The 19,825-nt window shown below is 60.4% G+C and carries 21 protein-coding genes; 9 read left to right on the forward strand and 12 right to left on the reverse strand.

Annotated elements, in window-relative coordinates; genetic code table 11:
* Together rep and ABFB52_RS00010 are read left to right on the forward strand one after the other, a co-directional pair.
* Positions 1-2,010 (forward strand): DNA helicase Rep, encoded by a 2,010-nt coding sequence (rep, locus tag ABFB52_RS00005; RefSeq protein ID WP_085731399.1) that lies wholly within the window; start codon positions 1-3, stop codon positions 2,008-2,010.
* A gap of 57 nt (positions 2,011-2,067) precedes the next feature.
* Complete coding sequence (locus tag ABFB52_RS00010) at positions 2,068-2,640, forward strand: xanthine phosphoribosyltransferase (protein WP_003229440.1); 573 nt, start codon at positions 2,068-2,070, stop codon at positions 2,638-2,640.
* A 137-nt stretch (positions 2,641-2,777) separates the two neighbouring features.
* Here the strand turns inward: ABFB52_RS00010 and ABFB52_RS00015 are convergent, their stop codons facing one another.
* From ABFB52_RS00015 to dadA, 6 genes are all read right to left on the reverse strand, one after another.
* A complete protein-coding gene (locus tag ABFB52_RS00015) occupies positions 2,778-4,700 on the reverse strand; it encodes an acetyl-CoA hydrolase/transferase C-terminal domain-containing protein (RefSeq protein WP_129973029.1) in 1,923 nt (640 codons plus the stop codon).
* 136 nt (positions 4,701-4,836) lie between these two features.
* Complete coding sequence (locus ABFB52_RS00020) at positions 4,837-5,253, reverse strand: c-type cytochrome (RefSeq protein WP_085746794.1); 417 nt, start codon at positions 5,251-5,253, stop codon at positions 4,837-4,839.
* A 181-nt stretch (positions 5,254-5,434) separates the two neighbouring features.
* Entirely contained in the window at positions 5,435-5,983 is a 549-nt protein-coding gene (locus ABFB52_RS00025; RefSeq protein ID WP_003229444.1) for a cupin domain-containing protein, read from the reverse strand.
* A gap of 88 nt (positions 5,984-6,071) precedes the next feature.
* Positions 6,072-7,145 carry an alanine racemase gene (gene alr / locus ABFB52_RS00030; protein ID WP_129973030.1) on the reverse strand — a complete coding sequence of 358 codons (1,074 nt, stop codon included), beginning with the start codon at positions 7,143-7,145 and terminating at the stop codon, positions 6,072-6,074.
* Positions 7,146-7,240: 95 nt separating this feature from the next.
* Positions 7,241-7,594, reverse strand: coding sequence for a RidA family protein (locus ABFB52_RS00035; RefSeq protein WP_039765240.1), 354 nt, complete (start codon positions 7,592-7,594; stop codon positions 7,241-7,243).
* Complete coding sequence (dadA, locus tag ABFB52_RS00040; protein ID WP_007954487.1) at positions 7,566-8,870, reverse strand: D-amino acid dehydrogenase; 1,305 nt, start codon at positions 8,868-8,870, stop codon at positions 7,566-7,568. The genes ABFB52_RS00035 and dadA overlap by 29 nt, the downstream gene beginning before the upstream one ends.
* Before the next feature lie 154 nt (positions 8,871-9,024).
* On the opposite strand from dadA, the gene ABFB52_RS00045 reads away from it, so the two are divergent.
* Complete coding sequence (locus ABFB52_RS00045; protein ID WP_003177284.1) at positions 9,025-9,513, forward strand: Lrp/AsnC ligand binding domain-containing protein; 489 nt, start codon at positions 9,025-9,027, stop codon at positions 9,511-9,513.
* Between the two features lie 114 nt (positions 9,514-9,627).
* Here the strand turns inward: ABFB52_RS00045 and ABFB52_RS00050 are convergent, their stop codons facing one another.
* The gene (locus ABFB52_RS00050; RefSeq protein ID WP_129973031.1) at positions 9,628-9,981 is read right to left on the reverse strand and encodes a YkgJ family cysteine cluster protein; all 354 of its coding nucleotides are present in this window, start codon (positions 9,979-9,981) and stop codon (positions 9,628-9,630) included.
* Between the two features lie 145 nt (positions 9,982-10,126).
* Between ABFB52_RS00050 and ABFB52_RS00055 the strand changes: the two genes are divergently transcribed.
* Positions 10,127-11,437: an FAD-binding oxidoreductase gene (locus ABFB52_RS00055; protein ID WP_102717314.1), complete on the forward strand. Its 1,311-nt coding sequence runs from the start codon at positions 10,127-10,129 to the stop codon at positions 11,435-11,437.
* Between the two features lie 34 nt (positions 11,438-11,471).
* On the opposite strand, the gene ABFB52_RS00060 is transcribed toward ABFB52_RS00055, so the two are convergent.
* Positions 11,472-11,717 (reverse strand): DUF1127 domain-containing protein, encoded by a 246-nt coding sequence (locus ABFB52_RS00060; protein ID WP_007954481.1) that lies wholly within the window; start codon positions 11,715-11,717, stop codon positions 11,472-11,474.
* A gap of 179 nt (positions 11,718-11,896) precedes the next feature.
* On the opposite strand from ABFB52_RS00060, the gene ABFB52_RS00065 reads away from it, so the two are divergent.
* Positions 11,897-13,318 carry a PLP-dependent aminotransferase family protein gene (locus ABFB52_RS00065; RefSeq protein WP_102685868.1) on the forward strand — a complete coding sequence of 474 codons (1,422 nt, stop codon included), beginning with the start codon at positions 11,897-11,899 and terminating at the stop codon, positions 13,316-13,318.
* A gap of 60 nt (positions 13,319-13,378) precedes the next feature.
* Positions 13,379-14,947 (forward strand): phospholipase D family protein, encoded by a 1,569-nt coding sequence (locus ABFB52_RS00070; RefSeq protein WP_085746798.1) that lies wholly within the window; start codon positions 13,379-13,381, stop codon positions 14,945-14,947.
* Positions 14,948-14,968: 21 nt separating this feature from the next.
* Here ABFB52_RS00070 and ABFB52_RS00075 read toward each other — a convergent pair whose 3' ends face one another.
* Positions 14,969-16,114, reverse strand: a complete 1,146-nt coding sequence (locus ABFB52_RS00075) for an MFS transporter (protein WP_007954456.1) — start codon at positions 16,112-16,114, stop codon at positions 14,969-14,971.
* Positions 16,115-16,298: 184 nt separating this feature from the next.
* A complete protein-coding gene (locus tag ABFB52_RS00080; protein WP_007954454.1) occupies positions 16,299-17,792 on the reverse strand; it encodes an aldehyde dehydrogenase in 1,494 nt (497 codons plus the stop codon).
* A 235-nt stretch (positions 17,793-18,027) separates the two neighbouring features.
* Here ABFB52_RS00080 and ABFB52_RS00085 point away from each other — a divergent pair, with 235 nt between their 5' ends.
* The 3 genes from ABFB52_RS00085 (at position 18,028) to ABFB52_RS00095 (ending at position 19,053) form a co-directional block, all read left to right on the forward strand.
* Positions 18,028-18,390 carry a cupin domain-containing protein gene (locus ABFB52_RS00085; RefSeq protein WP_129973032.1) on the forward strand — a complete coding sequence of 121 codons (363 nt, stop codon included), beginning with the start codon at positions 18,028-18,030 and terminating at the stop codon, positions 18,388-18,390.
* Between the two features lie 85 nt (positions 18,391-18,475).
* Positions 18,476-18,679: a hypothetical protein gene (locus ABFB52_RS00090; RefSeq protein WP_129973033.1), complete on the forward strand. Its 204-nt coding sequence runs from the start codon at positions 18,476-18,478 to the stop codon at positions 18,677-18,679.
* 170 nt (positions 18,680-18,849) lie between these two features.
* Entirely contained in the window at positions 18,850-19,053 is a 204-nt protein-coding gene (locus ABFB52_RS00095) for an I78 family peptidase inhibitor (protein ID WP_129973034.1), read from the forward strand.
* Between the two features lie 84 nt (positions 19,054-19,137).
* Here ABFB52_RS00095 and rpmG read toward each other — a convergent pair whose 3' ends face one another.
* Together rpmG and rpmB are read right to left on the reverse strand one after the other, a co-directional pair.
* A complete protein-coding gene (gene rpmG / locus ABFB52_RS00100; protein ID WP_003177274.1) occupies positions 19,138-19,293 on the reverse strand; it encodes a 50S ribosomal protein L33 in 156 nt (51 codons plus the stop codon).
* Between the two features lie 11 nt (positions 19,294-19,304).
* Entirely contained in the window at positions 19,305-19,538 is a 234-nt protein-coding gene (rpmB, locus tag ABFB52_RS00105; RefSeq protein ID WP_003177273.1) for a 50S ribosomal protein L28, read from the reverse strand.
* Between the last annotated feature and the right edge of the window lie 287 nt (positions 19,539-19,825).

Consider the following 19,825-nt stretch of genomic DNA (forward strand, 5'->3'; position numbering starts at 1 on the left):
ATGTCCCGACTCAATCCCCGGCAGCAAGAAGCCGTGAACTACGTCGGCGGCCCTCTATTGGTGCTCGCCGGTGCTGGCTCCGGCAAGACCAGTGTGATCACGCGCAAGATCGCGCACCTGATCCAGAACTGCGGCATCCGTGCCCAATACATCGTCGCCATGACCTTCACCAACAAGGCCGCGCGCGAGATGAAGGAACGGGTCGGCACCCTGCTGCGTGCAGGCGAAGGTCGCGGCCTGACGGTCTGCACCTTCCATAACCTGGGCCTGAACATCATCCGCAAGGAACATGAACGGCTGGGCTACAAACCCGGTTTCTCGATCTTCGATGAAACCGACGTCAAGTCGCTGATGACTGACATCATGCAGAAGGAATATGCAGGCGACGACGGCGTCGACGAGATCAAGAACATGATCGGCGCCTGGAAAAACGATCTGATCCTGCCGGCCGAGGCCCTGGAAAACGCCCGTAACCCCAAGGAACAGACCGCCGCCATCGTCTACACCCACTATCAGCGCACGCTCAAGGCGTTCAACGCGGTGGACTTCGACGACCTGATCCTGCTGCCGGTTAAACTCTTCGAAGAGCACGCCGACATCCTCGAAAAGTGGCAGAACAAGGTGCGTTACCTGCTGGTCGACGAATACCAGGACACCAACGCCAGCCAGTATTTGCTGGTGAAAATGCTCATCGGCAAGCGTAACCAGTTCACCGTGGTGGGCGACGACGACCAGTCGATCTACGCCTGGCGTGGCGCGCGGCCGGAAAACCTGATGCTGCTCAAGGACGACTACCCGTCCCTGAAAGTGGTGATGCTGGAGCAGAACTACCGCTCCACCAGCCGCATCCTGCGCTGCGCCAACGTGCTGATCTCGAACAACCCGCACGAATTCGAAAAGCAGCTGTGGAGTGAAATGGGCCACGGCGACGAGATCCGCGTGATCCGCTGCCGCAACGAGGACGCCGAAGCCGAGCGCGTGGCCATGGAAATCCTCAGCCTGCACTTGCGCACCGACCGCCCGTACAGCGATTTCGCGATCCTCTATCGCGGCAACTACCAGGCCAAGCTGATCGAGCTGAAACTGCAGCACCATCAAGTGCCATACCGTTTGAGCGGCGGCAACAGCTTCTTCGGGCGTCAGGAAGTGAAAGACCTGATGGCCTACTTCCGCCTGATCGTGAACCCGGACGACGACAACGCCTTCCTGCGGGTGATCAACGTGCCGCGCCGTGAAATCGGCTCGACGACCCTGGAAAAACTCGGCAACTACGCCACCGAACGCAAGATCTCGATGTACGCCGCCACCGACGAACTCGGCCTGGGCGAGCATCTGGACAGCCGCTTCACTGATCGCCTGTCGCGCTTCAAGCGCTTCATGGACAAGGTGCGCGAGCAATGCGCCGGCGAAGACCCGATCTCCGCCCTGCGCAGCATGGTCATGGACATCGACTACGAGAACTGGCTGCGCACCAACAGTTCCAGCGACAAGGCTGCGGACTACCGGATGAGCAACGTCTGGTTCCTGATCGAAGCCTTGAAGAACACCCTGGAAAAAGACGAAGACGGCGAAATGACCGTCGAGGACGCCATCGGCAAACTCGTCCTGCGTGACATGCTGGAACGTCAGCAGGAAGAGGAAGACGGCGCCGAAGGCGTGCAGATGATGACCCTGCATGCGTCCAAGGGCCTGGAATTCCCTTACGTGTTCATCATGGGCATGGAAGAGGAAATCCTCCCGCACCGCTCCAGCATCGAAGCCGACACCATCGAAGAAGAACGCCGCCTGGCTTACGTGGGCATCACCCGCGCGCGCCAGACCCTCGCGTTTACTTTCGCCGCCAAGCGCAAACAGTACGGCGAGATCATCGACTGCGCGCCAAGCCGCTTCCTCGATGAGCTGCCGCCGGACGACCTGGCCTGGGAAGGCAACGACGACACACCGACCGAAGTCAAAGCCGTGCGGGGCAACAGCGCATTGGCTGATATACGCGCGATGTTAAAGCGCTAGAATTGACCACTTTTTACTAGACCTTCGACGCACAAAGCGTCAAATGAGGACAGCTTCATGGAAGCATTGCACCAGAAAATCCGCGAACAAGGCATTGTGCTTTCCGACCAGGTCCTGAAGGTCGACGCCTTCCTGAACCACCAGATCGACCCGGCCCTGATGAAGCTGATCGGCGACGAATTCGCCACGCTGTTCAAGGATTCGGGCATCACCAAGATCGTCACCATCGAAGCCTCTGGCATCGCCCCGGCGATCATGACCGGCCTGAACCTCGGCGTGCCGGTGATCTTCGCCCGCAAGCAACAGTCCCTGACCCTGACTGAAAACCTGCTGTCGGCCACCGTTTACTCGTTCACCAAGAAGACCGAAAGCACCGTGGCCATCTCCCCGCGTCACCTGACCAGCAGCGACCGCGTGCTGATCATCGACGACTTCCTGGCCAACGGTAAGGCGTCCCAGGCGCTGATCTCGATCATCAAGCAGGCCGGCGCCACCGTCGCGGGCCTGGGCATCGTGATCGAGAAGTCGTTCCAGGGCGGCCGTGCGGAACTGGATTCGCAGGGTTACCGCGTCGAGTCGCTGGCTCGCGTGAAGTCGCTGAAGGATGGCGTGGTGACTTTCATCGAGTAATCGCTGATAGGCGCAAACACACTGCAATACCTGTGGGAGCTGGCTTGCCAGCGATGGGGCCATATCCTTCAACATCCTAGTTGAGTGATAAACCGCCATCGCGGGCAAGCCCGCTCCCACAGGTTTTTTGTTGTTTGTTATTGCGCGGTGGCCTTCAGGCCCGTTAGCAACAACCGCTGAAACAGGTCTTCCTTCAGACCTTCCGGATCAGTGAGCTGCATGCGCGCCAGATGCTCCGGATACAGCGAAGCCTCAGGCGCATCCAGCGCCGCCTTGCCCAGCTCCAGAATCTCGGTCAGCTTGAATTTGCTCTTGAGCCAGTTCAGCGCCCGCAACAGATCCTTCTCGACCTCAGTGAAGTCGCAGCCCAGCGGATACTCCGGAAACAGGTTCGGATGCCGCGCGGCAATCGCCTGCAAGCGTTGCGGGGTGTTGTCGGCAAAACGAGGATCGAGACGGAAATCCTTCGGCAGCTTGCCGACCTTCTGCGCCTGCTCGATCAGGCCCTGCTGGAAGCGTGAATCGCTGATATTGAGCAACGCCTCGATCACCACCGCATCCGACTTGCCGCGCAGATCGGCGATGCCGTACTCGGTGACCACGATATCGCGCAGGTGCCGTGGAATCGTGCAATGGCCGTATTCCCAGACAATGTTCGAGCTGACATCGCCACCGGATTCGCGCCAGCTGCGCAGCAGCAGGATGGAGCGCGCATCGTGCAACGCATGCCCCTGGGCAACGAAGTTGTATTGCCCGCCGACGCCGCTGAGTACCCGCCCGTCTTCCAGTTGATCCGCCACCCCGGCACCCAGCAGGGTCATGGTGAACACGGTGTTGATGAACCGCGCATCCAGACGCTGCAGACGTTTGAGTTCTTCCTGACCGTACAGCTCGTTGATGTAGCTGATGCGGGTCATGTTGAATTCAAGCCGTTTGCTCAGCGGCAACTCACGCAAGCGTTCATAGAAACTGCGCGGCCCGAGGAAGAAACCGCCGTGGATCGACAGGCCGTCGGTTTGCGCCGCTTCGTCGAGGATTCCGGCGTTGGCCTGCTCCTGAGTCTGTACATCCGGGTAAACCTTGCGCCGGATGATCCCGGCCTCGGCCAGCACCAGCAGACCGTTGACGAACATTTCGCTGCAACCGTAAAGGCCTTTGGCGAACGGCTCGATGCCGCCCTCGCGTTCGATCAACTGCGCCCACTGGCTGAGGTTCACATCGGCCAGCAAGTCTTGGTATCCGGCGTTGTCGGCCTGACGCGCCAGCAATGCAGCGGTCAACGCATCGCCCATAGAGCCGATGCCGATCTGCAAGGTACCGCCATCGCGTATCAACGTACTGGCGTGCAACCCGATGAAGTGATCCTGAAACCCGACGGGCATGTTCGGCGTGGAAAACAGCGTGCTGCTGTCTTTCTCGTCGATCAGCAGGTCGAAGGTATCGATGTCGACTTCGGCGTCACCCGGCATGTACGGCAACTCGCTGTGCACCTGGCCGACCAGCAGGATCGTTTCCCCCGCTGCCCGGCGTTTGGCGATCATCGGGAACAGGTCGAGGGTGATGTCCGGGTTGCAGCTCAGGCTCAGACGATCCGGGTGTTCGCTGCTGCTGGCGAGCAACTGCGCCACCAGGTTCAGGCCGGCGGCGTTGATATCACGGGCGGCGTGGCTGTAATTGCTGCTGACATAATCCTGCTGGGCCGGCGCGCTGTTGAGCAGACTGCCGGGCTGCATGAAGAATTGCTCGATGCGGATGTTGGACGGCAGGCTGTCACGGTGCAGGTCGGCGAAAAATTCCAGTTCCGGGTAATCACCGAACACCCGCTCGACGAAGGGTTCGATGAAGCGCTTCTGCAAACCATCGCCCAAGGCCGGACGGCCGAGGCACAAGGCGGTGTAAATCGTCAGTTGCCGTTCGGGCAATCCGGCAATACGCCGGTACAGCGCGTTGACGAAGGGATTGGGTTTGCCCAGCCCCAGCGGCAGGCCCATGTGGATGTGCGCCGGCAACCGCGCCAGCACGTCGTCCACTGCCTGTTCGATCGAACACAACTGCACCATCTGAAGCCTCCTGCCCGTTCCGTGAATAGAGGTACGACCGAGATTGCCGGTTGTTTGCTGCAAAGAACAGCCTCAGGCCCGAATCGCGGGCACAAAAAAACCGTCCGAAGACGGTTTTTTTCGTCAGAAGCGCGGCTTATTTCAGGCCGGACATCTTCTGGATCGCGCCCTTCAGCTCGTCGTCCGAGCAATCGGCGCAGGTGCCTTTCGGCGGCATGGCGTTGATGCCGGTGATGGCCTTGGCCAGGATGCCGTCGAGGCCGCCCTGGTGATCGGCGCGCTCTTTCCAGGCTGCGGTGTCACCGATTTTCGGCGCGCCCAACAGGCCGGAGCCGTGGCAAGCGTTGCAATGTTTGGCAATCACTTCGTCCGGCGTCTTGGCGCCGCCACCGCCGCCTGCCGAAGCAGCGACTTCCATCCCCTTGCACTCTTGCCCTTGAACACACACCTGGCCGACCGGCTCAAGGCGTTTGGCAATGTCGTCATTCGTCGCAGCTTGAGCGCTGACAGCCCAGAGGGCCAGTACGGTTGCTGGTGCAGCCAGCATTTTCATAATTAGGTTCACGCGTTCACCCTCAATGGTGGCTATTCACGCCTGCGGCCACGGTTCGCAGGCGGGCGCAAGTATAGCGGTTAGCCCGCTTCACTGAAACAACCCCAAAGTCGAAGGGGTTATATCGCGCTGTGGAAAAACGTTTCGGGTGCCTCGCCGGTATGGCCTGGCGCCTCTTTGTTTAAAAATTCGCCGGCGTGGCTGCGCTGATTAGTCGCGCCGGTGCATCGAACGGATTACGGAAACGATGCGGCTTGGTACTTTCAAAGTAGTAGCTGTCGCCGGCTTCGAGGATAAAAGTTTCAAGGCCCACCACCAGCTCCAGGCGCCCTTCCACCAGAATTCCGGTTTCCTCGCCTTCGTGGGTGAGCATTTCCTCGCCGGTATCCGCGCCCGGCGGGTAGATTTCATTGAGGAACGCGATGGCCCGGCTCGGGTGCGCGCGGCCGACCAGTTTCATGGTCACGGCGCCGTCGGAAATGTCGATCAGCTCGTTGGCCTTGTAGACGATCTGGGTCGGTTTTTCCTGCAGGATCTCTTCGGAAAAGAACTCGACCATGGACATGGGAATCCCGCCAAGAACTTTCCTCAGCGAACTGATCGAAGGGCTGACGCTGTTCTTTTCGATCATCGAAATGGTGCTGTTGGTGACGCCCGCGCGCTTGGCGAGTTCACGCTGGGAAAGCCCTTTGAGCTTGCGGATCGATTGCAGTCGTTCACCGACGTCCAAGGCTGGAGCCTCCTGATGTTGTAGAAATATTGAGCGTTATCATGGCGACAGCGTTCAGTATTTACAACACTTGGGCCCCGCTAGCGCTTCAACCCTCGGAATAGAGCCTTGGCACCCGGCGCAGGTTGCAGAAGATCTGGTACGGAATGGTGTCCGCCCACTTCGCCACGTCGCTGGCGAGGATGTTCTTGCCCCACAACTCGACAGTCGATCCGAGGCCGGCTTGCGGCACGTCGGTCAGGTCGATGCACAGCATGTCCATCGACACCCGGCCAAGAATGCGGCTGCGCTGGCCGGCCACCAGCACCGGAGTGCCGGTCGGCGCCTGACGCGGATAACCGTCGGCGTAACCCATGGCGACCACGCCGATGCGCATCGGTTTGTCGGTGATGAATTTCGCACCGTAACCCACCGGTTCGCCGGCCGGCAGCTCGCGCACGCTGATGACTTTCGATTCCAGGGTCATCACCGGTTGCAGGCGCTCGGCCACGACGTTGGCTTCTTCGAACGGAGTGGCGCCGTAGAGCATGATGCCCGGACGCACCCAGTCGCTGTGAATCTGTGGCCAGCCCAGCACCGCCGGCGAATTGCGCAGGCTGACTTCAGCGGCCAGGCCCTGACGCGCGGCCTCGAACACGGCAACCTGCTCGGCGCTGCTCTGCTCGTGCAGCTCATCGGCCCGGGCGAAGTGGCTCATCAGCACGACTTTCGCTACGTTGCCGCTGGCCAGCAGACGCTGATAAGCCGCCGGGTAATCCTTCGGATGCAGGCCGACCCGGTGCATGCCCGAATCGAGCTTCAGCCACACGGTGATCGGTTTGCTCAACGTCGCCTGCTCGATCGCTTCGAGCTGCCACAGCGAATGCACCACGCACCAGAAGTCGTGCTCGACGATCAGCGCCAGCTCATCGGCCTCGAAAAAGCCTTCGAGCAACAGCACCGGCGCGCGAATCCCGGCGGCACGCAGTTCCAGGGCTTCTTCGATACACGCCACCGCGAAGCCGTCCGCTTCAGCCTCCAGCGCCTGGGCGCAACGCACTGCGCCATGGCCGTAGGCATCGGCCTTGATCACCGCCAGTGCCTTGGCACCGGTGACTTCACGGGCGATACGGTAGTTGTGACGCAGGGCTTGAAGGTCGATCAGGGCACGGGCAGGACGCATGGCAGCAGACTTCTTGGCGGTCATGGGAATAAAAACCGGCGCTGGCTGACGGCGTGAACCGCCAACAGCACCGGGAGAGGGATCTTTACAACGGGTTACGGCAACGCGGCGACGATGGAGATTTCGACCAGGATGCTCGGCTTGGCCATTTTCGCTTCAACCGTGGCACGGGCCGGGGCGGCGCCTTTGGGCAGCCACTGATCCCACACCGAATTCATGCCGGCAAAGTGCGCCTCGATGTCGTTCAGGTAGATCGTCGCCGACAGCAGGTGCTGTTTGTCGGTGCCGGCCAGATCGAGCAGGCGCTCGATATTGGCGAGTACGTCGCGGGTCTGCTGTTCGACACCGGCGTTGAAGTCATCGCCGACCTGCCCGGACAGATACACCGTACCGTTGTGGCTGACGATCTGACTCATGCGCTCATTGGTGAGCTGGCGCTGGATTGCCATGCTTTGCGGACTCCTGGGTGGTGTTGCCATAACGGGAAATATCGAGACCTTCGGCGCTGATCTGTGGCTTTTTCTTCGCCATCAAATCAGCCAGCAAGCGACCGGAGCCGCACGCCATGGTCCAGCCGAGGGTGCCGTGACCGGTGTTCAGGAAGAGGTTCTTGAACGGGGTGGCGCCGACGATCGGCGTGCCATCCGGGGTGGTTGGACGCAGGCCGGTCCAGAAACTCGCTTCGGCCAGATTGCCGCCCTGAGGATAAAGGTCGTTGACGATCATCTCCAGGGTTTCGCGCCGACGCGGGTTCAGCGACAGGTCAAAACCGGCGATCTCCGCCATGCCGCCGACGCGGATGCGGTTATCGAAACGGGTGATCGCGACTTTGTAAGTCTCGTCGAGAATGGTCGAAGTCGGGGCCATCGCCGGGTTGGTGATCGGCACGGTCAGCGAGTAGCCCTTCAACGGATACACCGGGGCCTTGATGCCCAGCGGCTTGAGCAGTTGCGGCGAGTAGCTGCCGAGGGCCAGCACGTAGCGGTCAGCGGTTTCCAGCTTGCCGTCGATCCACACGCCGTTGATGCGGTCACCGGCGAAGTCGAGCCGCTGGATGTCCTGGCCGAAACGGAACTCCACACCGAGCTTGGTGGCCATTTCGGCCAGGCGGGTGGTGAAGATCTGGCAGTCGCCGGTCTGGTCGTTCGGCAGGCGCAGGGCACCGGCGAGGATGTCGGTGACACCGGCCAGAGCCGGTTCGACGCGGGCAATGCCGGCACGATCGAGCACTTCGAACGGTACGCCGGACTCTTTCAATACAGCGATGTCCTTGGCGGCGTTATCCAGTTGCGCCTGGGTGCGGAACAACTGGGTCGTACCGAGGCTGCGGCCTTCGTAGGCGATGCCGGTTTCGGCGCGCAATTCGTCGAGGCAGTCGCGGCTGTACTCGGACAGACGCACCATGCGCTCCTTGTTCACCGCGTAACGGTTGGCAGTGCAGTTGCGCAGCATCTGCGCCATCCACAGGTACTGGTCGATGTCGGCGGTGGCCTTGATCGCCAGCGGTGCGTGGCGTTGCAGCAGCCACTTGATGGCTTTGAGGGGTACGCCCGGCGCGGCCCACGGCGAGGCGTAGCCCGGCGAGACCTGGCCGGCGTTGGCGAAACTGGTCTCCATGGCCGCGGCGGGCTGCCGGTCGACCACCACCACTTCAAACCCGGCACGGGCCAGATAGTAAGCACTGGCGGTACCGATGACGCCGCTACCCAAGACCATAACGCGCATTTTGTATCCCTCATCGCGGCGTGCCGCGTACGTCTGTTGTTAGAGCAATGATGCGCGCAGTGTAAAAAAGATTTGCCAGTGCTTTTCACTGTATAAGCGCCTATATTTGGCGACAATTCTCGGCAAAAACCCTTTTCACGGAGGCGCATCCCCTATGCGTACCAACACTCAGACCAAACGTGAGCTGGACAAGATCGACCGCAACATCTTGCGGATCCTGCAGGCGGACGGGCGGATTTCATTCACCGAGCTGGGCGAGAAGGTCGGGCTCTCCACCACGCCTTGCACGGAGCGGGTGCGGCGCCTGGAGCGCGAGGGGATCATCATGGGCTACAACGCCCGCCTGAATCCGCAGCACTTGAAGGGTAGTCTCCTGGTGTTCGTCGAGATCAGCCTCGACTACAAATCCGGCGATACTTTCGAAGAGTTCCGACGTGCGGTGCTGAAATTGCCCCACGTGCTGGAATGCCATCTGGTGTCAGGGGATTTCGACTATCTGGTGAAGGCGCGGATTTCCGAGATGGCCTCGTACCGCAAGCTGCTGGGCGACATCCTGCTCAAGCTGCCGCACGTGCGTGAATCCAAGAGCTACATCGTGATGGAAGAAGTGAAAGAGAGCCTGAGCCTGCCGATTCCGGACTGATCGCTCAGACCAGTACCTGCCCACTGGATCGTTCCCACGCTCCGCGTTCGGCTTTGGAAGGGACGCGGAGCGTCCCGGGCTGCATTCCCACGCAGAGCGTGGGAACGATCAGAGTCAGACCAGCACCTGCCGGTTTTCGGCCATGTACTCGAACACCTGCTTCTCGACCCGTGGATGAATCAGTTCCACCGGTCGCCGGCCGTTGGGGCACGGCAAGGTCTGGGTGGTGCCGAACAACCGGCAGATCAGCGGCCGTTCGTCATACACCGTGCAGCCATTCGGTCCCAAGTGCACACAGTTGAGCTCTTCCATCGCTGCGTCCTGCTCGGCGCGGGTCTTGCGCGGCAGGCGGGACATTTCCTCGGGCGAGGTGGTCACCGGCCCGCAACAGTCATGGCAGCCCGGCACGCATTCGAACGTGGGAATCTGCTGACGCAGGGTGCGGATTTTCTGACTTTTGCAGCTCATTGCAGCGGTAACCGGAGCGAAATAGGCGGCAATTGTGCCGCAAAAGCCGTGATCCAGACACCACGGGCCGACCAATGTTGCCCGGCCTCGGGCCTGCGGCTTATGCTCCGTCAAATTTTCTCGACACCCGCTCAGGATGACGCCCATGAATGCCCGCGCCCAAGCCACCGCGAGCCAACCCCACGTTGCCTCTTATTACGCCGCCAGCAGCCTGCCGCAACCCGACCATCCGGTGCTGCAAGGTGAACTGATTGCGGACGTGTGCGTGGTCGGCGGCGGTTTCTCCGGGCTGAGCACCGCTTTGGAACTGGCTGAACGGGGTTTGAGCGTGGTGCTTCTGGAGGCGCACCGGATCGGCTGGGGCGCCAGCGGTCGCAACGGCGGGCAGCTGATTCGCGGGGTCGGTCACGGCCTCGATCAGTTCGCCAACGTGATCGGCGCCGACGGCGTGCGTCAGATGAAACTCATGGGCCTGGAAGCGGTGGAAATCGTCCGCCAGCGCGTCGAAAAATTTCAGATTCCCTGCGACCTGACCTGGGGTTACTGCGACCTCGCCAACAAACCTTCCGATCTGGAAGGCTTTGCCGAAGACGCCGAAGAGCTGCGCAGCCTCGGTTACCGCTACGAAACCCGCCTTCTGCAAGCGAACGAGATGCACACCGTAGTCGGCTCCAACCGCTACGTCGGCGGTTTGATCGACATGGGTTCCGGGCATCTGCACCCGCTGAACCTGGCACTCGGAGAAGCCGCAGCGGCGCAACAACTGGGCGTCAAACTGTTCGAACAATCGGCGGTCACCCGCATCGACTATGGCCCCGAAGTAAGGGTGCACACGGCGCAAGGCTCGGTACGGGCGAAGACGCTCGTGCTGGGCTGTAACGCGTACCTCAACAATCTGAATCCGCAACTCAGCGGCAAGGTGCTGCCAGCCGGCAGCTACATCATCGCCACTGAACCCCTGAGCGAAGAACAGGCCCACGCCCTGCTGCCGCAGAACATGGCGGTCTGCGACCAGCGTGTAGCGCTTGATTACTACCGGCTCTCGGCGGATCGTCGTCTGTTGTTCGGCGGCGCCTGCCATTACTCGGGGCGTGATCCAAAGGACATCGGCGCCTACATGCGGCCCAAGATGCTGGAGGTGTTCCCGCAGCTCGCCTCGGCGAAGATCGATTATCAGTGGGGCGGGATGATCGGCATCGGTGCCAACCGTCTGCCGCAGATTGGCCGGCTCGCGAATCAGCCGAATGTGTATTACGCCCAGGCTTATTCTGGTCACGGCGTGAATGCCACGCACCTGGCGGGCAAGCTGCTGGCCGAGGCTATCAGCGGCCAGCACAGCGGTGGCTTCGACCTGTTCGCCAAAGTGCCACACATCACCTTCCCCGGCGGCAAGCATCTGCGCTCGCCGCTGCTGGCGTTGGGGATGCTGTGGCACCGGCTTAAAGAGTTGGTCTGAGATCGTTCCCACGCAGAGCGTGGGAACGATCCCTCTAAATCCGCCAGAACGGCTTCAACCCTTCCTCCAGCGCCTGCTCGCGGGTCAGCCCGATGTCCTTGAGCTGTTCCGGCGTCAGGCGCAACAACGCCTTGCGCGTGTGCAGACGATGCCAGAACAGGCCCCAGCGACTCAGGCCGGACGGCGCATTGCGCATGATCTCGTTGCGCGCGTTGTCCTGTTGCCCTGCCTCCAGTTCCTGACTGTGTAACGTCAGCCGCACATCGCTCAAACCGTTCATTTTCATTGCTCCTGTTTACTTGGGTAGCCAGAGATTCCATGATGCGCGGGCGAGCAAAAGCATTACAGATTCAACACATCTGTATTATTTCCATACAGATTTGCTGTTCCTGAGACTGAATTGTCGATTTACGCCGCATCTGTACTGGTTTAACGAATCATCTGCATCGAGGCAGTGCCATGACTCTCTATGTGAATCTCGCCGAACTGCTCGGCACCCGCATCGAACAAGGCTTCTACCGTCCTGGTGATCGCCTGCCCTCGGTGCGCGCCTTGAGCGTAGAACACGGAGTCAGCCTGAGCACGGTGCAGCAGGCCTATCGGATGCTGGAAGACAGCGGCCTGGCCACGCCGAAACCCAAATCCGGGTACTTCGTGCCGGTCGGGCGTGAGTTGCCCGAACTGCCGGCAGTCGGGCGCCCCGCGCAACGGCCGGTGGAGATTTCCCAGTGGGATCAGGTGCTGGAACTGATTCGCGCGGTGCCGCGCAAGGACGTGGTGCAACTCGGTCGCGGCATGCCGGACATCTCGTCGCCGACGATGAAGCCGCTGCTGCGCGGACTGGCCCGTATCAGTCGCCGTCAGGACATGCCCGGTCTGTATTACGACAACATCCACGGCACCCTCGAACTGCGCGAACAGATCGCCCGGCTGATGCTCGATTCCGGCTGCCAGTTGAGCGCCAGCGATCTGGTGGTCACCACCGGTTGCCATGAAGCGCTGTCTACCAGCATCCACGCAATCTGCGAGCCCGGTGACATCGTCGCGGTGGATTCGCCGAGCTTCCACGGCGCCATGCAGACCCTCAAAGGGCTGGGCATGAAAGCCCTGGAAATCCCCACCGACCCGCTCACCGGCATCAGCCTCGAAGCGCTGGAACTGGCGCTGGAGCAATGGCCGATCAAGGTCATCCAGCTCACGCCCAACTGCAACAACCCGCTCGGCTACATCATGCCGGAGTCGCGCAAACGTGCCCTGCTCAACCTGGCCCAGCGCTTCGACGTGGCGATCATCGAGGACGATGTGTATGGCGAACTGGCCTACACCTATCCGCGTCCGCGCACGATCAAATCCTTCGACGAAGATGGCCGAGTCTTACTTTGCAGTTCATTTTCCAAGACGCTCGCGCCGGGATTGCGCATCGGCTGGGTCGCGCCCGGTCGCTACCTCGAACGCGTGCTGCACATGAAATACATCAGCACCGGCTCCACCGCGCCCCAGCCGCAGATCGCCATCGCCGAATTTCTCAAGGCCGGGCACTTCGAACCGCATTTGCGGCGGATGCGCACGCAATACCAGCGCAATCGCGACGTGATGATCGACTGGGTGACGCGTTACTTCCCGGCCGGTACCCGCGCGAGCCGTCCGCAAGGCAGCTTCATGCTCTGGGTCGAACTGCCGGAAGGTTTCGATACGCTGAAACTGAATCGTGCGCTGCACGATCAGGGCGTACAGATTGCCGTCGGCAGCATCTTTTCCGCCTCGGGCAAGTACCGCAATTGCCTGCGCATGAACTACGCTGCCAAACCGACAGCTTTGATCGAAGAGGCAGTGCGCAAGGTCGGTGCGGCAGCGATCAGACTGCTGGCCGAAGCCGACTGACTTTTCACGAGCAAACAGCGTCCATATGCCCAACCCTGCCGCCAACCGGAACGATCCCACGTGAGCTTCAGACATCCCCTACTCGCTCTGCTGGTACTCTCCACGTTCCTTGGCGGTTGTGCGTCTATCGACGTACCGCGCGAACCGAGCCAGGCGTTGCCGGCGGCCGACTCCGCGTTCGGCCGTTCGATCCAGGCCCAGGCGGCGCCCTACAAGGGCCAGTCCGGCTTTCGCCTGCTGTCCAACAGCACCGAAGCCTTTACCGCTCGCGCCGAGCTGATCCGCAACGCACAACGCAGCCTCGACTTGCAGTACTACATCGTCCATGACGGCATCAGTACGCGAATGCTGGTGGAGGAAGTGTTGAAGGCCGCCGATCGTGGCTTGCGGGTGCGGATCCTGCTGGACGACACCACCAGCGACGGCCTCGACCTGATCATCGCCACCCTGGCGGCACATCCGCAGATCCAGATTCGCCTGTTCAATCCGCTGCACCTGGGGCGCAGCACCGGCGTGACCCGGGCGGCCGGGCGGCTGTTCAACCTGTCGCTGCAACACCGGCGGATGCACAACAAGTTGTGGCTGGCGGACAATAGCGCGGCCATCGTTGGCGGGCGCAATCTGGGTGACGAATACTTCGATGCCGAGCCCAACCTGAATTTCACCGATATCGACATGCTGAGTGTCGGGCCGGTCGCCGAACAGCTCGGGCACAGTTTCGACCAGTACTGGAACAGTGCCCTGAGCAAGCCGATCGACGAATTCCTCTCCAGCAAACCCTCGGCCAAAGACCTGCAGAACACCCGCACACGCCTGGAAGAATCCCTCGAAGAAACCCGCAAACAGAATCACGCGCTGTATCAGCAGTTGATGACCTACCGCACCGACCCGCGCATGGATATCTGGCGCAAAGAGCTGATCTGGGCCTGGAACCAGGCGCTGTGGGATGCGCCGAGCAAGGTACTGGCCAAGGGCGAACCCGAACCGCAATTGCTGCTGACGACCCAACTGGCACCGGAGCTCACGGGTGTCAGCAAAGAACTGGTGATGATTTCTGCCTACTTCGTGCCGGGACAGCCGGGACTGGTCTACTTGACCGGTCGCGCTGATGCCGGCGTGTCGGTGAGCTTGCTGACCAACTCGCTGGAAGCCACTGACGTGCCGGCGGTGCACGGTGGTTATGCGCCGTACCGCAAGGCGCTGCTGGAACATGGCGTGAAGCTGTTTGAGCTGCGGCGCCAGCCTGGGGATAACTATGGCAGCGGCCCGCACCTGTTTTACAGCAAGTCCTATCGTGGCTCGGATTCGAGCCTGCACAGCAAGGCGATGATCTTCGACGGGAAAAAATCGTTCATCGGCTCGTTCAATTTCGACCCGCGCTCGGTGCTGTGGAACACCGAAGTCGGGGTGTTGGTGGACAGTCCCGAACTGGCAGCCCACGTACGCGAACTGGCCTTGCAAGGCATGGCGCCAGCGCTCAGCTACGAAGCGAAACTGCAGGACGGAAAAGTGGTGTGGGTCACCGAGGACAACGGTCAGATGCACACGCTGACCAAGGAGCCGGGGAGTTGGTGGCGGCGCTTCAATGCGTGGTTCAGCACCACCGTGGGACTGGAGCGGATGCTGTAACAGCCCGCTCCAGCCGGCATATCAGGCGGGCTCCGGCACCTTGCCGAACGCCCCTTGCCGCGACAGCAGAATCACCAGCCCGAACGCCCCGGCCGCCATCAGCCACGGCAATGCGTGCCCGCTGATCCACTGACTGCCAGCCCCCGCCATCAACGGCCCGATCAGACAACCGACACCCCACAGCTGAGCAACATGCGCATTTGCCCGCACCAGCGCATCGTCGCGGTAGCGCTCGCCGATCAAAATCAGCGAAAGCGTAAACAAGCCACCGGCACTGGCGCCGAACAGCACCCACAGCGGCCAGATCAGCAAGGTGTCCAGCAACATCGGGATCGCCAGACTCGACAGCATCAACACCACAGCGCAGCCGGTGAACAAAGTCCGCCGCGACAGGTAGTCGGCCAGCGCACCGATGGGCAATTGCAGCAGCGCATCGCCCACCACCACGGTGCTGACCATCGCCAGCGCAATTTCGGCGGTGAAGCCCTGTTGCAGGCAATACACCGGCAACAACGTCAGGATCATCGCTTCGAACGCGGCGAACAGCGACACCGCCCAGGCGATGGCCGGCAGTTCGCGCGCAAAGCCCCACAAATCGCCGAAGGTCACGCTGCTGGCCTCGCTGCTTGGCGCGCCGCTGCGACCCAGCAGCAGAAACGGCGAAGCGATCAGCAGACCGACACCCACCCAGAAACCGTAATCGTGATCGGTGCCCAGTGCGCCCAACAGCAACGGACCAGACAGTTGGCTCAACGCATAACTGCTGCCATACAGCGCCACCAATCGACCGCGCCAGTGCTCGACCACCAGTTGATTGATCCAGCTCTCGCCGAGGATGAACACGATGGTCAGGATCACCCCGATCATCAGCCGCAGCACCAGCCAGATCGGGTAGCTCGGCAGCAGCGCCAGCAGACCGATGGACAGTGCCCCGGCCCACAGGCACAGGCGCATCAGGTTCGCCGTGCCGAAACGCGCCGCCAGATGACTGGAAATCTTCGCCCCCAGCAACACGCCAATGGCCGGCATCGCCGCCATCACGCCAATGGCGAACGAGCCGTAGCCCCAACCTTCCAGGCGCAACGACACCAGCGGCATGCTGACACCGAGGGCCAGGCCAACACTCAAGACAGACGCCAACACGGCGAAATAAGTCGCCCAACGCATGGTCCACGCTCCTGTGGATAATTTTTATTCACACAAAACCAATGTGGGAGCGAGCCTGCTCGCGATAGCGGTGTCACATTCAACATTGATGTCGACTGTCACACCGCTATCGCGAGCAGGCTCGCTCCCACAGGGATCTCTGTTCGATTCGAGAGCCTGATTCACTCAGGCTCCCGTCAACGATTTACAGCTTGATCCAGGTCGCCTTCAGCTCGGTGTATTTGTCGAAGGCGTGCAGCGACTTGTCGCGACCGTTGCCCGACTGCTTGAAGCCGCCGAACGGTGCGGTCATGTCGCCGCCGTCGTACTGGTTGACCCACACACTGCCGGCACGCAGGGCCTTGGCGGTGAGGTGCGCCTTGGAAATGTCCTGAGTCCAGACCGCTGCCGCCAGGCCGTAAGGCGTGTCGTTGGCGATGTTGATCGCTTCCTCAGCGGTATCGAACGCAATGACCGACAGCACCGGGCCGAAGATCTCTTCCTGGGCAATCTTCATCGCGTTGCTCACGCCGTCGAAAATCGTCGGCTCGACGTAGGTGCCACCGGTTTCCTGAAGAATGCGCTTGCCGCCGGCCACCAGTTTGGCGCCGTCGGTGTGTCCCGACTCGATGTAGGACAGCACGGTGTTCATCTGTTGGGTATCGACCAGCGCGCCAACGTTGGTGGCCGGATCCAGCGGGTTGCCAGGCTTCCAGGTTTTCAGCGCCTCGATCACCATCGGCAGGAACTTGTCCTTGATCGAACGCTCGACCAGCAGACGGGAACCTGCGGTGCAGACTTCGCCCTGGTTGAAGGCGATGGCGCTGGCGGCGGATTCGGCGGCGGCTTGCAGATCCGGAGCATCGGCAAACACGATGTTCGGGCTCTTGCCGCCGGCTTCCAGCCAGACGCGCTTCATGTTCGATTCGCCGGAATAGATCATCAGTTGCTTGGCGATCTTGGTCGAACCGGTGAACACCAGAGTGTCGACATCATTGTGCAGAGCGAGCGCCTTGCCGACAGTGTGGCCGTAACCTGGCAGTACGTTCAGCACGCCTTTCGGAATGCCGGCTTCAACGGCCAGTTCGGCAATGCGGATGGCGGTCAGCGGGGATTTTTCCGACGGCTTGAGGATCACCGAGTTGCCGGTCGACAGGGCCGGGCCGAGTTTCCAGCAGGCCATCATCAGCGGGAAGTTCCACGGCACGATAGCGCCAACTACGCCCACTGGCTCACGGGTCACCAGACCCAGTTGATCGTGCGGCGTAGCGGCGACTTCGTCGTAGATCTTGTCGATCGCCTCACCGCTCCAGCTCAGGGCTTGCGCAGCGCCCGGCACGTCGATGTACAGCGAATCGCTGATCGGCTTGCCCATGTCGAGGGTTTCGAGCAGGGCCAGTTCTTCGGCGTGCTGCTTGAGCAGGCCGGCGAAACGGATCATGGTGGCTTTGCGTTTGGTCGGCGCCAGGCGCGACCAGACGCCGGAATTGAACGTGGCGCGGGCGTTTTCCACGGCGCGCTGAGCGTCGGCGGCGTCACAGCTGGCAATCTTGCCCAGCAGACGGCCATCGACCGGACTGATGCACTCGAAGGTCTCGCCGGAGACGGCATCGGTGTACTCGCCATTAAGGTAGGCGCGGCCTTCGATCTTCAGGTCGCGGGCGCGTTGTTCCCAGTCGGCACGAGTCAGGGTGGTCATTCGAGTGTCCTCCTCTTGTTCAATACGAGCGCCGCGATCGTCGCGGTCGTCCTCAGGAATACTGCCCGGCCAGCCTGCTTTTCGGCCCAAGGCATCCGCCACCCTAAACCAGCGGCCGGGGTTGTTTCAATATATTTGACATAAGCTCGCCATACGGCCTTGCGGCGTTCAATTTAATCAACATAGACTTTGGCCCTTTCACGCCATCGCGCCGTCATCACGGGAGAAAACAACAATGAACATCCAGAACGTCGTCGACATCAGCCTGACCACAACCGAAGCCGAACGCTATCGCCCGGACCCGGCCAAAGTGCTCAAGGGTGATCCCGAGCAAGCGGTGTTCAATCAGTACGACAGCCCTTGCGGGCAAATGGGTGTCGGCGTGTGGGAAGGTGCGGTAGGTCAGTGGACGGTGAATTACACCGAGCACGAATACTGCGAAATCCTGCAGGGCGTATCGGTGCTGCGTGACAGTGAAGGCAATGCCAAGACCCTGCGTGTCGGCGACCGCTTTGTGATTCCGGCCGGCTTCCGTGGCACCTGGGAAGTGCTGGAAGCCTGCCGCAAGGTGTACGTGATTTTCGAAGAAAAAAAATAATTATGTAATGCACGCCCAAGTGTTGGTGGATTGAAAATCGGCTCGTCCATGAGGACATTTCAACCACACATAAGGAAATGCAAGCATGCTGCACATAGAAATCTTTAACCAAATTCACCATCTGATCGGCACGCCGTACGTCGACTCCGTAAAAGCCTACATCAATGAGCTGACCGGACTGCGTGTCGAAAAGCGGGGACTTGGTCCGGACAATCTCTTGAAAAAAAATCAACTCGTACAAATCGTCACTCGTGACGACGAGATTGTGTGGTTCGAAATCTTCCAATAACGATCGAAGTTTGAAGCCTGTACCAAGGGTCTGCACAGCATCGTGCAGGCCCTTGGCGCTTGTGTGGAACTTGAGCAAAAAATACATGAGTACCGCACCGTGCAATCTGCCCAGGCGGATTATCGAGTGGTCCGGATGGACTCGTCACTCAATCATAAGGATGAAAGAAAATGACCAACGAACAGGTCCAGCAACGAATCAGGCATTTGGTAGGTAGCCGCTACGTAGCGAGCGTCAAACGTTACATCACTGAGTTGACCGAGCGCATGCAAGTGTTTGGCCCCAGGGATCTGGTGAGTCGCGAGTGGAATCGCGAGCGTATAGTCATCGGGGTCAATGAGGCAGGCAATATCGAATCATTCAACTTTGGCTAAACGGCTGGCAAATCTATAATCGAAGGCACAAAAAAGGCCCGTATCGTGAGATACGGGCCTTTTTCGTAAGTCGGGAAAAATCAATTACTTGATTTTGCCTTCCTTGTAGATCACGTGCTTGCGGACAACCGGATCATATTTCTTGATCTCGATTTTATCCGGGGTAGTACGCTTGTTCTTGTCGGTAGTGTAGAAGTGACCAGTACCGGCGCTCGAGATCAAACGAATCAATTCACGCATGATTAGCTCCCTTAAACCTTGCCGTCGCGACGCAGCTCGGCCAGCACAACGCTGATGCCACGCTTGTCGATGATACGCATGCCTTTGGCGGAAACGCGCAGGCGTACGAAACGTTTCTCTTCTTCAACCCAGAAGCGGTGATGCTGCAGGTTCGGCAGGAAACGACGACGGGTTTTGTTGTTTGCGTGGGAAATGTTGTTCCCAGTCACCGGACCCTTACCGGTAACTTGACATACTCTAGACATGCCTCAGCCCTCTAAAACCACATGCCCAACCCGGCATGGGTTGGCCGCTTAATCTCTAGTCATTGTGGCGCCAGGCGCCGCGATTCTTTAGAGGTCTTACCGGCTACACCTACAAGCGAAGGAACCGGGCCCCTAGAAAAGAGCGCTGCTTTATACCAGAAAGACCACGGAGCAACAACTTTCCGTGTGGAAAGAATGGCTAAAAAGCCGCTTTTTCCGGCTGAAAGCGCTTTGGGCAAAGGCTGCCGGCAATTTTTACCATTCGTCGAAGAAAACCGATCATACCC

Source organism: Pseudomonas sp. 9.2(2024) (assembly GCF_039695385.1).
Lineage (GTDB): Bacteria > Pseudomonadota > Gammaproteobacteria > Pseudomonadales > Pseudomonadaceae > Aquipseudomonas > Aquipseudomonas paraglycinae.

What these genes read in the sequence shown, in the direction of transcription:
- rep (WP_085731399.1), top strand. Translation starts at nt 1, where the DNA reads ATGTCCCGACTCAATCCCCGGCAGCAAGAAGCCGTGAACTACGTCGGC.
- ABFB52_RS00010 (WP_003229440.1), top strand. Translation starts at nt 2,068, where the DNA reads ATGGAAGCATTGCACCAGAAAATCCGCGAACAAGGCATTGTGCTTTCC.
- ABFB52_RS00015 (WP_129973029.1), bottom strand. Translation starts at nt 4,700, where the DNA reads ATGGTGCAGTTGTGTTCGATCGAACAGGCAGTGGACGACGTGCTGGCG.
- ABFB52_RS00020 (WP_085746794.1), bottom strand. Translation starts at nt 5,253, where the DNA reads ATGAAAATGCTGGCTGCACCAGCAACCGTACTGGCCCTCTGGGCTGTC.
- alr (WP_129973030.1), bottom strand. Translation starts at nt 7,145, where the DNA reads ATGCGTCCTGCCCGTGCCCTGATCGACCTTCAAGCCCTGCGTCACAAC.
- ABFB52_RS00035 (WP_039765240.1), bottom strand. Translation starts at nt 7,594, where the DNA reads ATGGCAATCCAGCGCCAGCTCACCAATGAGCGCATGAGTCAGATCGTC.
- dadA (WP_007954487.1), bottom strand. Translation starts at nt 8,870, where the DNA reads ATGCGCGTTATGGTCTTGGGTAGCGGCGTCATCGGTACCGCCAGTGCT.
- ABFB52_RS00045 (WP_003177284.1), top strand. Translation starts at nt 9,025, where the DNA reads ATGCGTACCAACACTCAGACCAAACGTGAGCTGGACAAGATCGACCGC.
- ABFB52_RS00050 (WP_129973031.1), bottom strand. Translation starts at nt 9,981, where the DNA reads ATGAGCTGCAAAAGTCAGAAAATCCGCACCCTGCGTCAGCAGATTCCC.
- ABFB52_RS00055 (WP_102717314.1), top strand. Translation starts at nt 10,127, where the DNA reads ATGAATGCCCGCGCCCAAGCCACCGCGAGCCAACCCCACGTTGCCTCT.
- ABFB52_RS00060 (WP_007954481.1), bottom strand. Translation starts at nt 11,717, where the DNA reads ATGAACGGTTTGAGCGATGTGCGGCTGACGTTACACAGTCAGGAACTG.
- ABFB52_RS00065 (WP_102685868.1), top strand. Translation starts at nt 11,897, where the DNA reads ATGACTCTCTATGTGAATCTCGCCGAACTGCTCGGCACCCGCATCGAA.
- ABFB52_RS00075 (WP_007954456.1), bottom strand. Translation starts at nt 16,114, where the DNA reads ATGCGTTGGGCGACTTATTTCGCCGTGTTGGCGTCTGTCTTGAGTGTT.
- ABFB52_RS00080 (WP_007954454.1), bottom strand. Translation starts at nt 17,792, where the DNA reads ATGACCACCCTGACTCGTGCCGACTGGGAACAACGCGCCCGCGACCTG.
- ABFB52_RS00085 (WP_129973032.1), top strand. Translation starts at nt 18,028, where the DNA reads ATGAACATCCAGAACGTCGTCGACATCAGCCTGACCACAACCGAAGCC.
- ABFB52_RS00090 (WP_129973033.1), top strand. Translation starts at nt 18,476, where the DNA reads ATGCTGCACATAGAAATCTTTAACCAAATTCACCATCTGATCGGCACG.
- ABFB52_RS00095 (WP_129973034.1), top strand. Translation starts at nt 18,850, where the DNA reads ATGACCAACGAACAGGTCCAGCAACGAATCAGGCATTTGGTAGGTAGC.
- rpmG (WP_003177274.1), bottom strand. Translation starts at nt 19,293, where the DNA reads ATGCGTGAATTGATTCGTTTGATCTCGAGCGCCGGTACTGGTCACTTC.
- rpmB (WP_003177273.1), bottom strand. Translation starts at nt 19,538, where the DNA reads ATGTCTAGAGTATGTCAAGTTACCGGTAAGGGTCCGGTGACTGGGAAC.